Origin of the sequence: Tateyamaria algicola, from assembly GCF_047715485.1 — a bacterium.
Classification (GTDB): domain Bacteria; phylum Pseudomonadota; class Alphaproteobacteria; order Rhodobacterales; family Rhodobacteraceae; genus Tateyamaria.
The window spans coordinates 4155319-4172462 of the sequence record NZ_CP180422.1; the positions used below are offsets into that span (position 1 = coordinate 4155319).

Sequence of the window (17144 nt, forward strand, 5' to 3'; positions counted from 1 at the left end):
GCTTGCGTCTTTCACTCACTCTTTAGACGGGACCCGGCGAAACTGTGCCTAGGCTTGGCACGATATGTATCAAATTCGCCCGGCCTTTTGTGCGATATCCTAACGATTGGTTAACCTCGCGCCGTGCAGGTGAGCGGGCACTGTCGCGGGCAGGCTTTGGCTTGCTTGGGTCTGCTGGAGGCCCTAAACGCAGTTTCATGACCAAAACTTCCAAAGCGACCCCATTGCGCTCGATGACCGGCTTTGCCGCCGGAACCGGTGCAATGGACCCGTTCCGCTGGTCGTGGGACATCCGCTGCGTGAACGGCAAGGGGCTTGATCTGCGCTTGCGTGTGCCCGACTGGATCGATGGGCTCGAGGCGGCGGTCCGCCCGTTGGTGAGCGCCCACGCGCACAGGGGCAACCTGACCTTGTCCCTGCGTGTCTCACGCGATGACGCGGTCGCGGCCGTCACCCTCAACACCGCCCAGATGAAGGCGATGATCGCGGGCCTGCTCGAGATCGAGGCCGAGGCGATGGAGCAGGGCCTGTCGCTTGCCCCCTCGCGCGCCAGTGACATTGCAGCGATGCGCGGCGTGATGGAACAGGGCGTCACACAGGACGACCCTGTGCCGCTGCGCGCGGCGCTGCTGGCGGAATTGCCGGACCTCCTCGCCGCTTTTGACGCCATGCGCCGAAGCGAAGGAACGGCCCTGCTCGAAGTGTTGCAAGCGCAATTGAGCGACGTGGCAGCACTGACCGAAGAGGCGGCGGTACTGGCCGAAGCGCGCAAGGCCGAAGTGGCCGACGCCCTGAAACGCAACCTTGCCCGTGTTCTGGACAATGCCGACGGCGCTGACCCGGACCGCGTGGCGCAGGAACTGGCGCTGCTGGCCGTAAAGGCTGATGTGACCGAGGAAATCGACCGCCTGCATGCCCATGTGAAGGCCGCGCGCGATTTGTTGGGGGATGGCGGGCCGGTCGGGCGCAAGCTCGACTTCCTGATGCAGGAATTCAACCGCGAGGCAAACACGCTGTGTTCCAAGGCGCAGAACGCGGACCTCACCCGTGTCGGCCTCGCGCTCAAGGCGTTGATCGACCAGATGCGCGAGCAAGTACAGAACGTGGAATAGGCTCATGACGACCGACCAAATCAAACGCCGTGGCCTGCTGATCATCCTCAGTTCACCATCTGGCGCAGGCAAAAGCACATTGGCGACCCGTTTGCGCGCCTGGGACAACGACATCGCCTTTTCCGTTTCGGGCACGACACGCAAGGCCCGCCCAGGGGAAGTCGACGGGCAGCACTATCACTTTACATCCGAGGCGGATTTCAAAGGCATGGTCGCGCGCGGCGAGATGCTGGAGCATGCTCATGTCTTCGGACACTTCTATGGCTCGCCCCAACGCCCCGTCGAGGACGCCATCAATGCCGGGCGCGACGTGTTGTTCGACATCGACTGGCAGGGCGCGCAGCAGATCCGCAACTCTGCCCTTGGCGCACACACATTGTCGATCTTTCTGCTGCCGCCTTCGATCACCGAATTGCACCGCCGTCTGGTCAGCCGGGGACAGGACAGCGACGAGGTCATCGAAAAGCGGATGCGCAAAAGCTGGGACGAGATCAGCCGCTGGGACAGCTATGATTTCGTTCTGGTCAATGACGATCTGGACCACACCGAGGATCAGCTTAAAACCATCATCAAGGCCACGCGCCTGCGCCGTTTGCAGCAGCCCGACCTGACCGATCATGTCCGCCTGCTGCAAACCCAATTCGAGGAGCTGGAATGACCCTATACGCATTGGGCGACAAGCGCCCCAACATCTATTCCGACACGTGGGTTGCACCGGATGCCAACCTGATCGGCCAGGTTGTTTTGGAAGAGGGGGCCAGCGTCTGGTTCGGCTGCACCATTCGGGCCGATCACGAGGAAATCCGGATCGGGGCAGGCACGAATGTGCAGGAAAACTGCGTGATGCATATCGATGCAGGCTTTCCCCTGACCATCGGGGTGGGGTGCACCATCGGCCACAAGGTCATGCTGCACGGCTGCACGATTGGTGAGAATTCCCTTATCGGGATGGGGGCCACGGTGTTGAACGGCGCCAGGATCGGCAAGAACTGCCTGATCGGGGCAGGGGCGCTGATCACCGAAGGCAAGGAGATACCGGATGGATCGCTTGTGATGGGCGTGCCGGGCAAGGTTGTCCGCGACCTTGATGACGCTGCCATTCAGGGCCTGCGCGCCTCAGCCCTTCATTACCAGGACAACATGCGCCGCTTTCGTGACACGATGACCGAGGTGGTGGGCTGATGCCGCATTGCGAACTGAGCTATTCGTCCGACCTCGACATAGACGTCCACACCATTCTGGCCGAGATCGAGGCCTGTATCCTGCGCCACGATGATGGGTCTGGAGAGACGAAGGGGCGGGCCTATCCTGCGCCCACGTTCCACCACACCCATCTCAAGGCGTCTGTGTCGCTGCTGCCCAAGCCGCATCGCGGTGCCGTGTTTGTTGCCGCCTTGCAGCAGGACATCGTCGCGCTGATCGCTGCCCATTTGCCGCGCCCCTGCTGGCTGAGTGTCGATATCGGGTTCAGCGGGCCGGGCTATCACACGGAATTCCTGACATGACCAAGAATACCACAGGATCGCTGATGCGCCCCACGCCGCTGCCAGAGAGTGCGTCGCACCCGGTTGTGACCCCGCTCAGCCCCTCGGTCGTCTACGCCTCGGACACGCCCGACATGCTGGATGCGCAATACGAGGGCGATCTGCACGGCTACACCTATAGCCGCGAGGGGCATCCCAATGCCGATGTGGTCGCACAGGCCATCGACCGGATGGAGGGGGCACCGCATATGGGCGTCGTGACCGCCAGCGGGATGGCAGCGGTCTCGGCCGTTCTGCTGGGCCTCACGCAAGCGGGCGATCACGTGATCGGGGGCAATCAACTCTATGGTCGTTCCTTGCGCATGATGTCCGAAGACCTGCCGCGTCTTGGCATCGAAACCTCGATGGTCGATCCCGGCGATGTGGAGGCCGTGCGCGCCGCCATCCGGCCCGAGACCAAGCTGATCCTGGTCGAGGTCGTGTCGAACCCGACCTTGCGGGTTGCCGACATTCTCGGGCTCTCGGCGCTGGCCAAGGAAACGGGTGTTCTGCTGGTGGTCGATAACACGTTCACCACGCCGCGCGCCTTCCGTGCTTTCGATCACGGGGCGGATATCGTGATCCACTCGATCACCAAGCTGTTGGCGGGGCATTCGGATGTCATGCTTGGCTATGTGGCGGCCCGCGATCAGGCGCTGAATGACCGGCTGCGCGTCTTTACGGTGACGGCGGGCATGACCCCCAGCCCCTTTGACTGCTGGCTGGCCGAGCGTGGTATGCTGAGTTTCGAGTTGCGCTTTGATCGGGCGCAATCCACGGCCATGCAGTTGGCCGACCACCTGGCGGGTCTCGCAGGGGTCAAGCGGGTGATCTACCCAGCGCGCCACGACCATCCCGATCACCACCGCGCTGAAGCCTTGCTGAAGGGCCATTACTGCAACATGGTCAGCTTCGAGATCGAAGGGGATCGGGCCGCCGCCAATGCACTGGCGCGCGGTGCCGAAGGGTTGCGCTTTGCGCCGACACTGGGCGATGTGGGCACCACGATTTCGCATCCTGCGTCCTCTTCGCATCGCGCATTGACCGCCGAGAAACGGGCTGAACTGGGCATGTCCGAAGGGTTCTTCCGAGTCTCGGTCGGTTTGGAGGACCCAAGCGCCCTGTGCGATGTGTTCACAGCCGCCATTCAGGCGGCGACGGAGTAGGACACGCGCAATGGGCGATGACGTGCTTGAGGCGATCCTGTCGGCCATTCCTTTGCCCGCGCTGTCTATCGACGCCTCTGAACGGATCGCCGCGGCCAACGCAGAGGCCCTGACCCTGATCGGGCAACAGGCCATCGGGCGCAACTATGTGACCATGCTGCGCCAGCCCGCGCTGCTGGATGCAATCGAGGCGACGCTGACAGATGGGCGGCCCCGCACAACCCGCTATCTGGGCAACGACGGCGCACAGGACACGACGTTTCGCGTCAGTTGCCGGGCTGTGCAAGGCATCGGGGCCGGGACTGCGATCCTGACCTTCGAGGATGTAACCCATGTCGAACAGGCCAGCCAGATGCGTCGCGATTTCGTGGCCAATGTCAGCCACGAGCTGCGCACACCCCTGACCGCCCTCATGGGGTTTATCGAGACCTTGCGCGGACCGGCCCGGAACGACCCCAAGGCGGCCGAGCGGTTTCTGGATATCATGCAGGACGAGGCCGAGCGCATGAACCGTCTGGTCGGTGACCTCATGTCACTGAACCGGGTCGAGGGGGACGAGCGGGTGCGGCCGACCGAAACCGTGGTCTTGAATGATGTGCTCGATTCGACACTTCGCACCCTGCGGTCGCTTGCCACCGAGGCCGGTGTTGTGATCGAGCCGGAGTTTGGCGACGCTCCGGTGCAGTTGAACGGGGATGCCGACCAGCTCAAGCAGGTGTTCACGAACCTGATCGAGAATGCGATCAAATATGGCGGGGCAGGCGGGCGCGTGACCGTGCGCATGATGACCAGCCCGCGAGAGCCTGGGCTGCGCGCCCCCGGCGTGCGGATTCAAGTAGTGGATTACGGCCCCGGCATCGATCCCGTGCATTTGCCGCGCATCACGGAGCGTTTTTATCGCGCCGACGACCACCGCAGTCGCGCGCTTGGCGGCACCGGGCTTGGGCTGGCCATCGTCAAGCACATCATCAACCGCCACCGTGGGCGAATGCGGGTCGAGAGCGTGCTGGGCGAGGGGGCGACCTTTACCGTGATCCTGCCAATGCAGGAAAACTTTCAGGTGACGCAGGGGTAAGTCAGCCCTTGTCATAAAACTGTTACGAACTTGTCACAAAAGCATTGCGCGGACTGCCTAGACGGGCGGCAAGATCCTCATGGGGGGGATCACGATACTTTCTCAGACAGGAGACATTCATGTCCTTTGTGAAACTCACCACATCGGCGCTGGCCATTTCGGCTGTTGCTGCAACCGCCGCTGTGGCGCGTGACCAGGTTCAAGTCGCTGGTTCGTCCACCGTTCTGCCCTACGCTTCGATCGTGGCCGAAGCCTTTGGCGAAAACTTCGACTTCCCGACACCGGTTGTGGAATCGGGTGGTTCATCCTCGGGCCTCAAGCGGTTCTGCGAAGGTGTTGGCGAAAACACCATCGACGTGGCCAACGCCTCGCGCAAAATTCGCGACAAAGAGATCAAGGCCTGTGCCGAAGCGGGTGTGACCGACATCATCGAAGTGCGCATCGGCTATGACGGCATCGTGTTTGCCTCGCAAATCAACGGCCCGGCCTACAACGCATTCGAACCCTCGGACATCTTCAACGCCCTGGGCTCCAAGGTCCTCGTTGACGGCGCCATCGTCGACAACCCGCACGAGCAATGGGCCGACTTCAACAGCGAGCTGCCTGCCGCTGACATCGTCGCCTTCATCCCCGGCACCAAGCACGGCACACGTGAAGTGTTCGAAGACAAGGTGCTGCTGGAAGGCTGCGAAGCCACAGGCGCCATGGAAGCGATGATCGCGGGTGGCATGTCCGAAGATGACGCGGAAGATGCCTGCATCGACGTGCGCCAGGACGGCAAGTCGGTCGACATCGACGGTGACTACACCGAGACGCTGGCACGTATCGACGCCAACCCCAACGGCATCGGCATCTTCGGTCTGGCGTTCTACGAGAACAACACAGACAAGCTGAAAGTGGCCACAATGGGCGGTGTTGCACCGTCGACCGAGACCATTTCGACCGGTGAATACCCCGTGTCGCGCCCGCTGTTCTTCTACGTGAAGAAAGCGCATATCGGCGTTATCCCCGGCCTGAAAGAGTACGCGTCGTTCTTTGTCGCGGACGAGATTGCCGGCCCCGATGGCCCGCTGTCGGCCTACGGTCTGGTTGCTGACCCTGAACTGTCTGCCACCCAGGCAGCAGTCGATGCCGAAGCCACAATGGGCGGCGGCAGCTGATCGCGCCACGCTTTCCGGGGGTGGCGTCCGCGCCGCCCCCACACACCACTCTGCTCTCTTGCCCTCTGCCAGGGCATCCCTATTTTTCGCGCATATCGGAGCCGTCATGACTCTCTCCTGGCTCGTCCTCAGCATTCTTGCGGTTTCAGCGATCGGTTATGTTCTTGGGCGCCAGCGCGCGTTGAACAGCGCCGGTGGTGACAGCCGCGGCCTGCATTCCCTCCCCAGCTATTACGGCGCGAACGTCGCGATGTGGACGATTGTCCCGGCCTTTGCCGTGCTGATCGTCTGGCTGCTGGCGCAACCGATCTACGTCAATTCCCGCGTTCTTGACCTGCTGCCCGACAGTGCTGTTGCCGAAGGTGGTTCGCTGGGCCTCGTGATGAGCGACGTGCGTCGCGTGGCGGACGGCCTTGACGTTGCGGTGAGCCAAGGTGCCATGACGCGCGAAGAGGCTCGTTTGATCAGCAACGAAGCCACCGATGTGCGCGAACGGCTTGGCGAAGTGGGCGTGGCACTGGGTTCGACTGTCAGCGATGACGTTTTGGTGGGTGCGCAGCAGTACCGATCCCTGAACGCCACCGGCTACACGATCATGAGCATCGTGGTTGTGCTGATCGCCTTTGGCGGTGCCGCCTATTCCTTCATGCGCTCGAATGCGGCGTTTCGCGCACGCAACGTGGTGGAGAAGGGCATTCTGGCCCTGCTGATGTTTGCCGCATCGGTCGCGATCCTGACCACCATCGGCATTCTCTTTGCTCTACTGTTCAACACGATCGAATTCTTCCGCCTTTATCCTGCGTCCGAGTTCTTTTTCGGCACCCGCTGGGCGCCGAGCTTTTCGGGACGGGGCGGGGCCTCTGACCTCGGCGTGCTGCCGCTGTTGTGGGGCACATTCTACATCTCGATCATCGCCTTGTTGGTGGCGGTGCCTGTCGGTCTGTTTTCCGCCATTTACCTGTCGGAATATGCCAGCCCGCGTGTGCGCAGCATCGCCAAACCGCTAATCGAGATCCTCGCCGGGATCCCCACCATCGTTTACGGCCTCTTTGCCCTGTTGACGGTCGGCCCGTTGCTGGTGTCCATGTTCGGCAAGGACACGCTGGGCTGGATGTCGGGCGGAACGGCCGTGATGACGGCAGGCCTTGTCATGGGCATCATGTTGATCCCCTTTGTCAGCTCACTGTCCGATGACATTATCAACGCGGTGCCACAGGCGATGCGCGACGGCTCTTACGGCCTTGGCGCGACCCAGTCTGAAACCATCCGCCAGGTGATCCTGCCCGCCGCCTTGCCCGGTATTGTGGGTGCCATCCTGCTGGCAGCCAGCCGCGCGATTGGTGAGACCATGATCGTTGTGCTTGGGGCAGGGGCCGCGGCACGGCTCAGCCTGAACCCGTTCGAGGCCATGACAACCATTACCGCCAAGATCGTGAGCCAGCTGACGGGGGATGCCGACTTTGCCTCGCCCGAGGCCCTCGTCGCCTTTGCCTTGGGCATGACACTGTTTGTGCTGACCCTCGGCCTCAACGTCTTTGCCCTCTACATCGTGCGCAAATATCGGGAGCAGTACGACTAATGACCGACGCAAGCATGGATAACGCCGCCGCACCCAAAAGCGGACTGACGGTCACCGACGCCCGCACGCGCAAGCGCAACGCAGCCGAAAAACGGTTCCGCGCCTACGGCATTGCCGCGATCAGCGTGGGCCTGTTGTTCCTTCTGTTCCTGTTCGGATCGATCCTCCGGTCGGGCATTCCTGCCTTTACGCAAACCGTTCTGGATATCGAATTCACACTGACGCAAGAGCAGTTTGACGAGGCCGAGAGCAAGATGCTCAAGACCAAGGCCTATGAGAACATCTTTATCGCCGCCCTGCAGGGCCAGTTGCAGGAGAGCGGGTTCGAAGTTGCTTTCGACGCCAAGGCGATCGAGCGGATCGTGGGTAAGCCCGGTGGAACAATCCGGTCCCATTTCCAGGAAAACCCTGACGATGTGGGCACACCCGTCAGCTTTGAACTGGCAGCCTCCTCGCGCGTGGATGGTTATTTCAACGGGCGTGTGACCCGCGAAACGCTGGTGGACAGCCGGTTCCTGCAACTGAGCGACCTTGATCTGGTCGATGCGCTGCATGATGCGGGCATCATCCACGGCGCGTTCAACTGGAACTTTATCACCGGCACTGATTCCGGCGTGGACAACCCCGGTGGCGCGGGCCTTGGCGCGTCTGTGATCGGGTCGTTCTTCATGATGCTGGTGGTGTTGTTCCTGTCGCTGCCCATTGGGGTCGCCGCGTCGATCTACCTTGAGGAGTTTGCCCCCAAGAACCGCTGGACCGACCTGATCGAGGTGAACATCTCGAACCTCGCCGCTGTCCCGTCCATCGTGTTCGGCATCCTGGGCCTTGCCGTGTTCATCCAGTTTGCGGGCCTGCCGCAATCGGCGCCGCTGGTAGGTGGCCTTGTGCTGACGCTGATGACGCTGCCGACGATCATCATTTCGACCCGCGCTTCGCTTGCGGCTGTGCCACCGTCGATCCGGGACGCGGCGCTGGGGGTAGGGGCCTCCAAGATGCAATCGGTGTTCCACCACGTGTTGCCACTGGCCATGCCGGGCATCCTGACGGGCACCATCATCGGACTGGCACAGGCCCTAGGTGAGACTGCACCGCTGCTGTTGATCGGCATGGTCGGCTTTGTCGCCCGCGAGTATCCCGAGGGGTTCATCGCCGGCTTCACGGATGCGAACTCCGCCATGCCCGCACAAATCTACACTTGGGCCAGCCGCGCCGATCCGGGCTTTTACGAAAAGGCCTGGGGTGGCATCATCATCCTGCTGCTGTTCCTGATCACTATGAACACCATTGCCGTGATCCTGCGGCGCCGCTTTGAACGCCGCTGGTAGGGGGCCGCCATGAACGACATGAGAATTGTGGAGAGAGACGTGGAAACAAACGACGTCAAGATCGCGGCCAAGGACGTGCAGGTCTATTATGGCGACACGCATGCCATCAAGGATGTCAGCGTCGATATCGAGGACAAGACCGTGACCGCGTTCATCGGCCCGTCGGGCTGTGGCAAGTCGACTTTCTTGCGTTGTATCAACAGGATGAACGACACAATTGATGTGTGTCGGGTCGAGGGCGATATTCGCATCGACTCTCAGGACATCTATGACTCCAAGGTGGATCCCGTGCAGTTGCGCGCCAAGGTCGGCATGGTGTTTCAGAAACCCAACCCGTTCCCGAAATCGATCTATGACAATGTCGCTTACGGCCCCCGCATCCATGGGCTGGCGAAGAACAAGTCGGAACTTGATGAAATCGTTGAAAAATCCTTGCGCCGGGGCGCGATCTGGGATGAGGTCAAGGACCGGCTGCACGCCCCGGGCACAGGCCTGTCAGGTGGTCAGCAACAGCGTCTGTGCATTGCGCGCGCTGTGGCGACCGAGCCCGAAGTGCTGCTGATGGACGAACCCTGTTCGGCGCTTGACCCGATTGCTACCGCCCAGGTCGAGGAACTGATCGACGAATTGCGCACCAACTACTCGGTTGTCATCGTGACACACTCGATGCAGCAGGCCGCGCGCGTCAGCCAAAAGACCGCCTTTTTCCACCTCGGCAATCTGGTGGAATACGGCGAGACGGGCCAGATCTTTACCAATCCCGTCGATCCCCGCACTGAAAGCTACATCACTGGCCGCATCGGCTAAGGAGCAGACCCATGCAAGACCAACACATCGCCTCGGCCTTTGACCGGGACCTAGAAGCGATCCAGGCGCAGATCATGAAGATGGGCGGGCTGGTCGAAAACGCAATCCTCGAGGCCGCGATCAGCCTTGAAAGCCGCGACGAGGAACGGGCCGAGCAGGTGCGCAAGGCCGACAAGGCCATCGACGCGCTCGAAGAGACGATCAACGAGGAAGCCGCGCGCGTCATCGCGCTGCGGGCGCCAACGGCCATCGACCTGCGCCTAGTGCTGTCCGTGATGAAGGTGAGCGCCAACCTGGAACGCATTGGAGACTATGCGAAAAACATGGCCAAGCGCACAAGCGTTCTGTCGCAGATGGCGCCGGTCAATGACAGTGCAGGGGCCTTGCGGCGCATGGCCAAGGAGGTCGAGCGGATGCTCAAGGACGCGCTGGACGCTTATGTCGCGCGTGACGCTGAACTGGCGCAGGACGTGATCGACCGCGACACGGATGTGGACCAGATGTACAACGCGCTGTTCCGCGAGTTCCTCACCTTTATGATGGAAGATCCGCGCAACATCACGGCCTGCATGCACCTGCATTTCATCGCAAAAAACGTGGAGCGCATGGGCGACCATGTCACGTCGATTGCCGAACAGGTTGTCTATCTCGTGACTGGCGCTGTGCCAGACGAGTCACGCGAAAAAGCCGACAAGACTTCACTTCAAGTCTAGGAGACACGCATCATGTCCGTCGACCAACCCCGCGTTCTGGTTGTCGAAGATGAGCCCGCACAGCGCGAAGTGCTGGCCTACAACCTGGAAGCCGAAGGATTTGCCGTGAGCCGCGCGCAAAACGGCGAAGAAGCCTTGCTGCTTGTGGATGAAGACCTGCCGGACATCATTGTGCTGGACTGGATGATGCCGAACCTCAGCGGGATCGAAGTGTGCCGACGGCTCAAGATCAGACCAGAGACGCGCAGCATACCGGTTATCATGCTGTCTGCGCGCTCTGAAGAGGTCGACAAGGTGCGTGGCCTTGAAACAGGTGCGGATGACTATGTTGTCAAACCGTATTCGGTGATCGAGCTGATGGCACGCGTGCGCAGCCAGTTGCGGCGTGTGCGTCCGTCAACGGTCGGGCAGCGGCTCGAATTCGATGACATCATGCTGGACGCTGAAAGCCATAAGGTGACCCGCGGGCCTGACGAGTTGAAACTGGGGCCGACAGAGTTCCGGTTGCTGAGCACGTTCATGGAAAAGCCGGGCCGTGTCTGGAGCCGCGAGCAGTTGCTCGACCGTGTCTGGGGGCGCGATATCTATGTCGACACACGTACCGTCGACGTTCACATCGGACGGCTGCGCAAGGCGTTGACGCAACACGGTGGCGGCGATCCAGTGCGGACAGTGCGAGGCGCGGGTTACGCATTAGGGTGATCTTACTGGATCAGGTGTTGACCGCAGATCATTGATTTATTGATGATTTCTGGATTTTCGGTCATATCAATACATTACATAATGTGGATTATAAGCTTTATATATGCTGGTCTGGAAAATCGCTTCCAGACTTGTGCGAGCAAACAAATGCCTCCCCTTTGGGACATCAACCCCAAATGAAAAAAGCCCCGACGCATCTGCATCGGGGCTTCTCTTACTTCGCGATCAACCGAGTTTACTCGGCTGGTGACAGACCATTCCCGGTTGCACCCGGAATTTCCGAATGAACAGCCGGCACGCCTGCCGCCTCACGACGACCGTCATTGTAGATCGCCTTGATCAGTGCGATGCACATCAGCGCCATCACGATCGAGAACGGCAACGCCCCGATCACCATGGCCGTCTGAATGGCCCCGGTCCCGCCCGAAATCAGCAGACCCGCCACAACAAGACCGAGGGCCGAACCCCAGAACAGGATGTGGGGACGCGCCTTGGGACCTTCGTCGCCCGCAGCGTTGATCGTGTTCACGATCAGGACCGCGGAGTCAGCGGATGTCACGAGGAACGTCATCAGCAGCACAACGATCACAACTGCCATGGCCCAGGCCAGGAATTGTGCAATCGGCGCCAGCATGAACTCGGTCATGGCAAAGATCTTGTCGCCATTGGCCGCGTCCAGAATGACACCACCCGCATCACCATTCAGTTCCAGGTCAATCGCTGTGCCACCGGCCCAGGAGAACCAGACAAAGCACATCAGCGATGGCACGATCATGGCACCCAGCACGAACTCGCGGATCGTCCGACCGCGCGAGATGCGCGCCAGGAACAGGCCCACGAAGGGTGCAAAGGCAATCCACCAGGCCCAGTAGAACACAGGCCACCAGCCCTGCCACTGTGCCAGCAGGAACGCTTCGGACCCGTCGACACCGTCAGAGGCATAGACGTTGAAGCTGAGCCATGGCAGCGCGATCAGGTAATCCCAGATGCCGACGAAGAATGCCGCGGCCCCAAAGAAGGTCGCCCCGAACAGGATGAAGAAGCTCAAAAGGAAGATCGACAGCACCATGTTGATGTTCGACAGCCATTTGATGCCCTTGCCCACACCGGACAGTGCCGACAGGGTCGATGCGCCCATGATGACAAGCAAGGCGATGACAATCCCGAGTGTCGTTGCAGACCCATCATCAAGCACCAGACCACCGATCCCGATCCGGGTCAGACCAGCCACGAACTGTTCCACGCCAAAGCCGAGCGTTTGCGCCACCCCAAGGATGGTCGCAACCACAGCGACGATATCGATCAGGTTGCCGAGGAAACCCGACAGTTTCGCGCCAAAAAGCGGTGTCAGCGACGACCGGATCGTCAGCGGCAAACCACGGCGATAGCTGAAGAACGCCAGCGCAAGTCCTGCAATCGCGTAGCAGGCCCAGGCGCCAAGGCCCCAGTGCAAGAAGGACCAGACATAGGCCTCGCGCACGTTGTCTTCACCCAGTGCCGTAGTGGCGCCCTGGATGACCGACGGGTTGTTCTTGAAATGCGCGACCGGTTCGGCCACGGCCCAGGTCAGCATGCCGACGCCGATCCCGGCACCGAACATCATCGAGAACCACGAGAAGTTGGTGAATTCGGGCTTTTCGCCCGGCTGGCCCAGGTTCATGCGCCCTGCCGTTGGCCAAAGAGCAAGTCCAAGACAGACCAGGACAAAGAACGTAACAACCCAGATGTACCAGGCGGCGAAGTTTTCCAGGATCACGCTGTTCCAGTCGCCCAGAATGGTGCCGGCCTCGGTCGGCCAGACGATACACCAGACGACGAGCATACTGATGATGATCTTACTGATCACCGCAACGTTGACACTGAAGCCACGATAAAACCCCGAATCGGCGGTCTTGATCGGTAGCTCCGTTAATGGAGGTTGGATGGACATGTATAGCGTTCCCTGTTGTCGTTTTTATGACAGCAGCAGAACACGACATGCGTCATTTGCGAAACGTTAATTGCGCGTTTTCCGGGCGAAAATGTCTGGCAGATGTCGTTTTTTGGCGGATCGTGAAAAAATCAAGAAAATTTTCGGGACAGGCGGCGTTTTGTTGCAGATCGGAAACCGCCGCACCCCTGCCCTTTGCGACTATAGAGCCGCTGAAATCTTCTTTGCATGCGCCTTGATCGCATCCATGTCGCCCATTTGTCCGGCCGGGCGCATGCGCACGCCCTCGTGCCGGGGATGGATGTGGAAGTGCAGGTGGAACACCTCCTGCCCGCCTGCCGTTTCGTTGAACTGCTGCAGCGTTATGCCGTCAGCGTCAAAGGCGACCTTGGCGGCGTTCGATACCTTTTTGACTGTCGATATGACCGCGGCCAGCTGTGCATCGGATGCGTCCAGCACGTTGCGGCACGGCGTTTTGGGGATCACCAGGCAGTGCCCGTCCGTGCGTGGCATGATGTCCATGAAACACAGCGTTTCATCGTCTTCATACACCTTGAATGACGGGATTTCGCCGCGCAGGATTTGGGCAAAGATGTTTGTGTCGTCATAGGCGGGCGTGGTCATGTGGGTCTCCGATCTGGCTCGAAGACCCACATAGAATGCTTAGGCGTTGACGTCTACGACGACGCGCCCCTTCACCTGACCGTTCAGGATGTCCGCGCCCAGTTGCGGCAGGTCAGACAGGGTCGCGGGCTGCACCATCGCTTCGAGCTTGTCCATCGGCAGGTCCTTGGCAATGCGGGCCCAGGCGCGGACGCGGTTGTCATAAGGCTGCATGACGGAATCGATGCCCAAGAGGTTCACACCGCGCAGCAGGAACGGGATGACGGTCGCAGGCAGCGCCGCACCGCCAGCAAGGCCAACAGCGGCGACGCTTGCCCCGTACTCCATCTGCCCCAGCACGCGGGCCAGCATCGCACCGCCTACGGCGTCAACGCAGCCGCCCCAGGTTTCGCCCTCAAGCGGGCGCTTGGTGGTTTCGTTGATCTCTTCGCGCGCGACGATCTGTGTCGCCCCAAGCGATGTCAGATAATCCGCGGTTTCGGGGCGCCCAGTGACACCCGCGACCTTGTGGCCAAGGTTGGCCAGGATGGCCGTCGCGACCGAGCCGACACCGCCAGCGGCCCCTGTTACCAGAACCGGCCCTGCCTTGATCCCGTGATCTTCCAGCGCCATCACCGCCAGCATCGCCGTGAATCCGGCCGTGCCCACCGCCATCGCCTGGCGGGTGTCGAGGCCGTCGGGCAGTGGCACCAGCCAATCCGCCTTGACCCGCGCCTTCTGAGAGTACCCGCCCCAATGCGCCTCGCCCACGCGCCAGCCGGTCAGCACGACCTTGTCGCCGGGTTTGTAGCGGTCATCGTCAGACGCCTCGACCGTTCCGGCAAAGTCGATGCCGGGCACATGTGGATATTTGCGCACCAGACCACCGCCGGGGCCGATACACAGGCCGTCCTTGTAGTTCACGGTCGAGTATTCGACGGCAACAGTCACATCACCGGCGGGCAGATCGTCCAGCGACAGCTGCGCCACCGCCGCAGAGGTCTTGCCGCTGTCTTCATCCTTGTTCACCACCAGTGCATCAAACATATTGCTCTCCATTCCGGGGGATGTCCCCTTGCTTCATTTCGCCAGATAAACCGCGGGGTCCGGGGCAGCGCCCCGGTCCAGTGCTTTAAATCCAGAACGCGTTTTGCACAGTTGCGCTGCGCATACCATCGGGCGTATCGACCTCCAACACCGTGCCGGGGTCCCAATGAGTCATTTTGACCATGCCGATGGCCACATTCGTCTCAAAGTCCGGCGACCACGCGGCCGACGTGACCTGCCCCACCCGTTTGCCGCCGCCAAAGATCGGCCAGGGCCGATCGCTTGACGGCACTGCGTCGCCATCAATCGCGATGGGTCGCACCTGCTGTACCGGGCCTTCCTTGGACACGCGCAACAGCGCATCGCGCCCGATACAGCCGATCGCCGTCTGGGTATCACAGAACCGACCCAGGCCGCATTCATGGGGCGTGTTGTCGTCGGTCATGTCATTGCCGTAGGACAAAAGCCCCCCCTCGATCCGTTCGATCGCGTTGGGGCACCCTGCCCGCACGTTCAGATCCGCGCCTTCTGCAAACAGTTCGTTCCACAGCGGCATGCCGATGTCTGACCCATCAACGTAAATCTCGAACCCGCCCTGTTTGGAATAACCCGACCGCGCAATCGCCAGATCGCGTCCCGCATATTGGAACATGTCAAAGCGGAAAAACCGGATGTCGCGGATACGGTCCCCAAAGACGCGCGACATGAGGTCTTCGGATTTGGGCCCTTGCACAGCCAGCGGCGAGATGTCGGGCTCGTCCACCAGCACGTCCAGACGGTACCCATTGGCGATGCCCTTGACCCACAACAGCAGGTCAGAATCTGCAATGGAAATCCACCAACGGTCTTCGCTCAGCTTCACGGCCACGGGGTCGTTCAGCATGCCGCCCGTTTCGTCCACGATAGGCACGTAATAGCACTGGCCCGGCAGCATCGAGCGCAGGTCGCGCGGTGTCAGCATCTGCATCAGACGGCCCGCGTCGGGCCCGCGCAGCTCGACCTGGCGTTCGACCGAGACATCCCAGATCTGCACGTGGTCCTTGAGGTGGCGATAGTCGGCCTCGACGCTTTCGAACACTGTCGGCAGCAGCATGCGGTTGTAGACGGTGTAGGCTTTGACACCCGCCGCTTCGACACCATCGGAAAAGGGCGTGCGGCGCAGCCGACGCGAGGGGGAAATCACGGCCATCAATCGTCCTCGGGCATGAATACCAGGTCTGTCACAGGGGCCTCGAGCCCTGCTGCGGTCATCATTGCGTGCACCTGCCCGCGGTGATGTGTCTGGTGGTTGAAGAGTTGCACAACGCACTTGTCCAAAGCCATCTGCATGTCGCGTTGCGTCATGCCGGAATACCAGGACAGTTGCCCCTTGAGGTCGAGCCCGCGCAGCGTATCGGCCCACATGCGTATCGCGCCGTCCATACGAAAGCGCTCCGCGCTCCAGACGGCAAATGTCGGTGTGAATGTCGCATGTTCGCTGGGGGGCACGCCGGGTGGTGCCATGGTCCGGTCAAACCGGCTCATCCAGAGGGTATCACCCCACAGGATGTGGTTCAGCGTCGCCATGATCGAGCCAAAGAAGGCACCGCGGTCAGCCCGCAACACGTCCTCTGCCACCCCCGTCAGCGCTTGCGTGATCTGACGGTTTTGCCAGGCGTTGTAACGGGCCATGGTGCGGACATAACCCGGCTCGATCAAGGCTTGGGGCCTTTCCAGTCGATCGGGCAGATCTCGGCCGACTTGCCGCCGAAATCCCAGATGCGGCCATAGTCGCGCACTTTGGACTTCACACCGCGCGCGGCGATGATGTCGGGGCCCATCCAGTATTTGGAGTTGGTGATCATCACCGGGTGATCTTCGGACTTGCCGGTGATCATCTCGATCTCGCCCTGGATCTTGCGCCCGATGTAGAGGCCGCGTTTTTTGCCCTCGCGCACGATCTCGACCTTTTCCCGTTCAGCGCCCACGATGTCACTGACCAGCATCGTGAACAGGCCCGTCGTGCCGCCCGCAGCGCCCGAGAAGATTTGCAGGATACCGTTATAGGCCTTGCCGCTTGCGCGTTCGTCCACATAAGCCGCGACGCGCCAACCGCCCTCGCCCATCCGGCCAGGGATGTCGACCATCAGGCCGACGTTCAGGCCCGACAGGTCCTCGCCCTCGAAATGCCCCTCGTCAATCGCGATGGCCATCCAGGCGTGGCAGTGCCCTTCGGTGGGAGGATGCGCGCCTAGGCTGACAACGCAGGGACAGAACAGCTCGCACGAGCAGTTCAGGAACAACTCGCCCTTGATCGCCCATTCGGTGGGCGTCATCTGGCGGCGGCCCGGATTGGGCATGCGGCTGTCGATGCGCTGACTGATCGGCAGCTTGTCTGCGTCGGGGCGTCGTTTCACGGCCAT

Annotated in this window: 18 protein-coding genes; 12 read left to right on the plus strand and 6 right to left on the minus strand. The window is 61.2% G+C overall.

Annotated features, from left to right (window positions below):
* Nucleotides 1-197: 197 nt before the first annotated feature.
* The 12 genes from ACMHLQ_RS23005 to phoB all read left to right on the plus strand — a co-directional run bounded on the left by ACMHLQ_RS23005 (nt 198) and on the right by phoB (nt 11162).
* Nucleotides 198-1112 (plus strand): YicC/YloC family endoribonuclease, encoded by a 915-nt coding sequence (locus tag ACMHLQ_RS23005; protein ID WP_415402989.1) that lies wholly within the window; start codon nt 198-200, stop codon nt 1110-1112.
* Between the two features lie 4 nt (nt 1113-1116).
* Entirely contained in the window at nt 1117-1770 is a 654-nt protein-coding gene (gmk, locus tag ACMHLQ_RS23010) for a guanylate kinase (protein ID WP_415402990.1), read from the plus strand.
* Complete coding sequence (locus tag ACMHLQ_RS23015; RefSeq protein ID WP_415402991.1) at nt 1767-2294, plus strand: gamma carbonic anhydrase family protein; 528 nt, start codon at nt 1767-1769, stop codon at nt 2292-2294. The genes gmk and ACMHLQ_RS23015 overlap by 4 nt, the downstream gene beginning before the upstream one ends.
* On the plus strand, nt 2294-2617 hold the full coding sequence (locus ACMHLQ_RS23020) for a hypothetical protein (RefSeq protein ID WP_415402992.1): 324 nt from the start codon (nt 2294-2296) through the stop codon (nt 2615-2617). Before ACMHLQ_RS23015 ends, ACMHLQ_RS23020 begins: the two co-directional genes overlap by 1 nt.
* A complete protein-coding gene (locus ACMHLQ_RS23025) occupies nt 2614-3801 on the plus strand; it encodes a trans-sulfuration enzyme family protein (RefSeq protein ID WP_415402993.1) in 1188 nt (395 codons plus the stop codon). The genes ACMHLQ_RS23020 and ACMHLQ_RS23025 overlap by 4 nt, the downstream gene beginning before the upstream one ends.
* A gap of 10 nt (nt 3802-3811) precedes the next feature.
* Complete coding sequence (locus ACMHLQ_RS23030; RefSeq protein WP_415402994.1) at nt 3812-4876, plus strand: sensor histidine kinase; 1065 nt, start codon at nt 3812-3814, stop codon at nt 4874-4876.
* A 119-nt stretch (nt 4877-4995) separates the two neighbouring features.
* Nucleotides 4996-6036, plus strand: coding sequence for a substrate-binding domain-containing protein (locus ACMHLQ_RS23035; RefSeq protein WP_415402995.1), 1041 nt, complete (start codon nt 4996-4998; stop codon nt 6034-6036).
* Between the two features lie 106 nt (nt 6037-6142).
* Nucleotides 6143-7615 (plus strand): phosphate ABC transporter permease subunit PstC, encoded by a 1473-nt coding sequence (pstC, locus tag ACMHLQ_RS23040; protein ID WP_415402996.1) that lies wholly within the window; start codon nt 6143-6145, stop codon nt 7613-7615.
* Nucleotides 7615-8940 (plus strand): phosphate ABC transporter permease PstA, encoded by a 1326-nt coding sequence (gene pstA, locus ACMHLQ_RS23045; RefSeq protein WP_415402997.1) that lies wholly within the window; start codon nt 7615-7617, stop codon nt 8938-8940. The genes pstC and pstA overlap by 1 nt, the downstream gene beginning before the upstream one ends.
* A gap of 9 nt (nt 8941-8949) precedes the next feature.
* Entirely contained in the window at nt 8950-9747 is a 798-nt protein-coding gene (gene pstB, locus ACMHLQ_RS23050) for a phosphate ABC transporter ATP-binding protein PstB (protein WP_415402998.1), read from the plus strand.
* Nucleotides 9748-9758: 11 nt separating this feature from the next.
* Nucleotides 9759-10460, plus strand: a complete 702-nt coding sequence (gene phoU / locus ACMHLQ_RS23055; protein WP_415402999.1) for a phosphate signaling complex protein PhoU — start codon at nt 9759-9761, stop codon at nt 10458-10460.
* A gap of 12 nt (nt 10461-10472) precedes the next feature.
* Nucleotides 10473-11162: a phosphate regulon transcriptional regulator PhoB gene (gene phoB, locus ACMHLQ_RS23060; protein ID WP_415403001.1), complete on the plus strand. Its 690-nt coding sequence runs from the start codon at nt 10473-10475 to the stop codon at nt 11160-11162.
* Between the two features lie 235 nt (nt 11163-11397).
* Here phoB and ACMHLQ_RS23065 read toward each other — a convergent pair whose 3' ends face one another.
* The 6 genes from ACMHLQ_RS23065 to ACMHLQ_RS23090 all read right to left on the minus strand — a co-directional run bounded on the left by ACMHLQ_RS23065 (nt 11398) and on the right by ACMHLQ_RS23090 (nt 17144).
* The gene (locus ACMHLQ_RS23065) at nt 11398-13092 is read right to left on the minus strand and encodes a BCCT family transporter (protein WP_415403002.1); all 1695 of its coding nucleotides are present in this window, start codon (nt 13090-13092) and stop codon (nt 11398-11400) included.
* Between the two features lie 201 nt (nt 13093-13293).
* Entirely contained in the window at nt 13294-13716 is a 423-nt protein-coding gene (locus ACMHLQ_RS23070) for an HIT family protein (RefSeq protein WP_415403003.1), read from the minus strand.
* 39 nt (nt 13717-13755) lie between these two features.
* Complete coding sequence (gene acuI / locus ACMHLQ_RS23075) at nt 13756-14742, minus strand: acryloyl-CoA reductase (RefSeq protein WP_415403004.1); 987 nt, start codon at nt 14740-14742, stop codon at nt 13756-13758.
* Between the two features lie 85 nt (nt 14743-14827).
* Complete coding sequence (locus ACMHLQ_RS23080) at nt 14828-15931, minus strand: dimethylsulfoniopropionate demethylase (RefSeq protein ID WP_415403005.1); 1104 nt, start codon at nt 15929-15931, stop codon at nt 14828-14830.
* Nucleotides 15931-16440, minus strand: coding sequence for a DinB family protein (locus tag ACMHLQ_RS23085; RefSeq protein ID WP_415403006.1), 510 nt, complete (start codon nt 16438-16440; stop codon nt 15931-15933). Before ACMHLQ_RS23085 ends, ACMHLQ_RS23080 begins: the two co-directional genes overlap by 1 nt.
* Entirely contained in the window at nt 16437-17144 is a 708-nt protein-coding gene (locus ACMHLQ_RS23090) for a DUF1326 domain-containing protein (protein WP_415403007.1), read from the minus strand. Before ACMHLQ_RS23090 ends, ACMHLQ_RS23085 begins: the two co-directional genes overlap by 4 nt.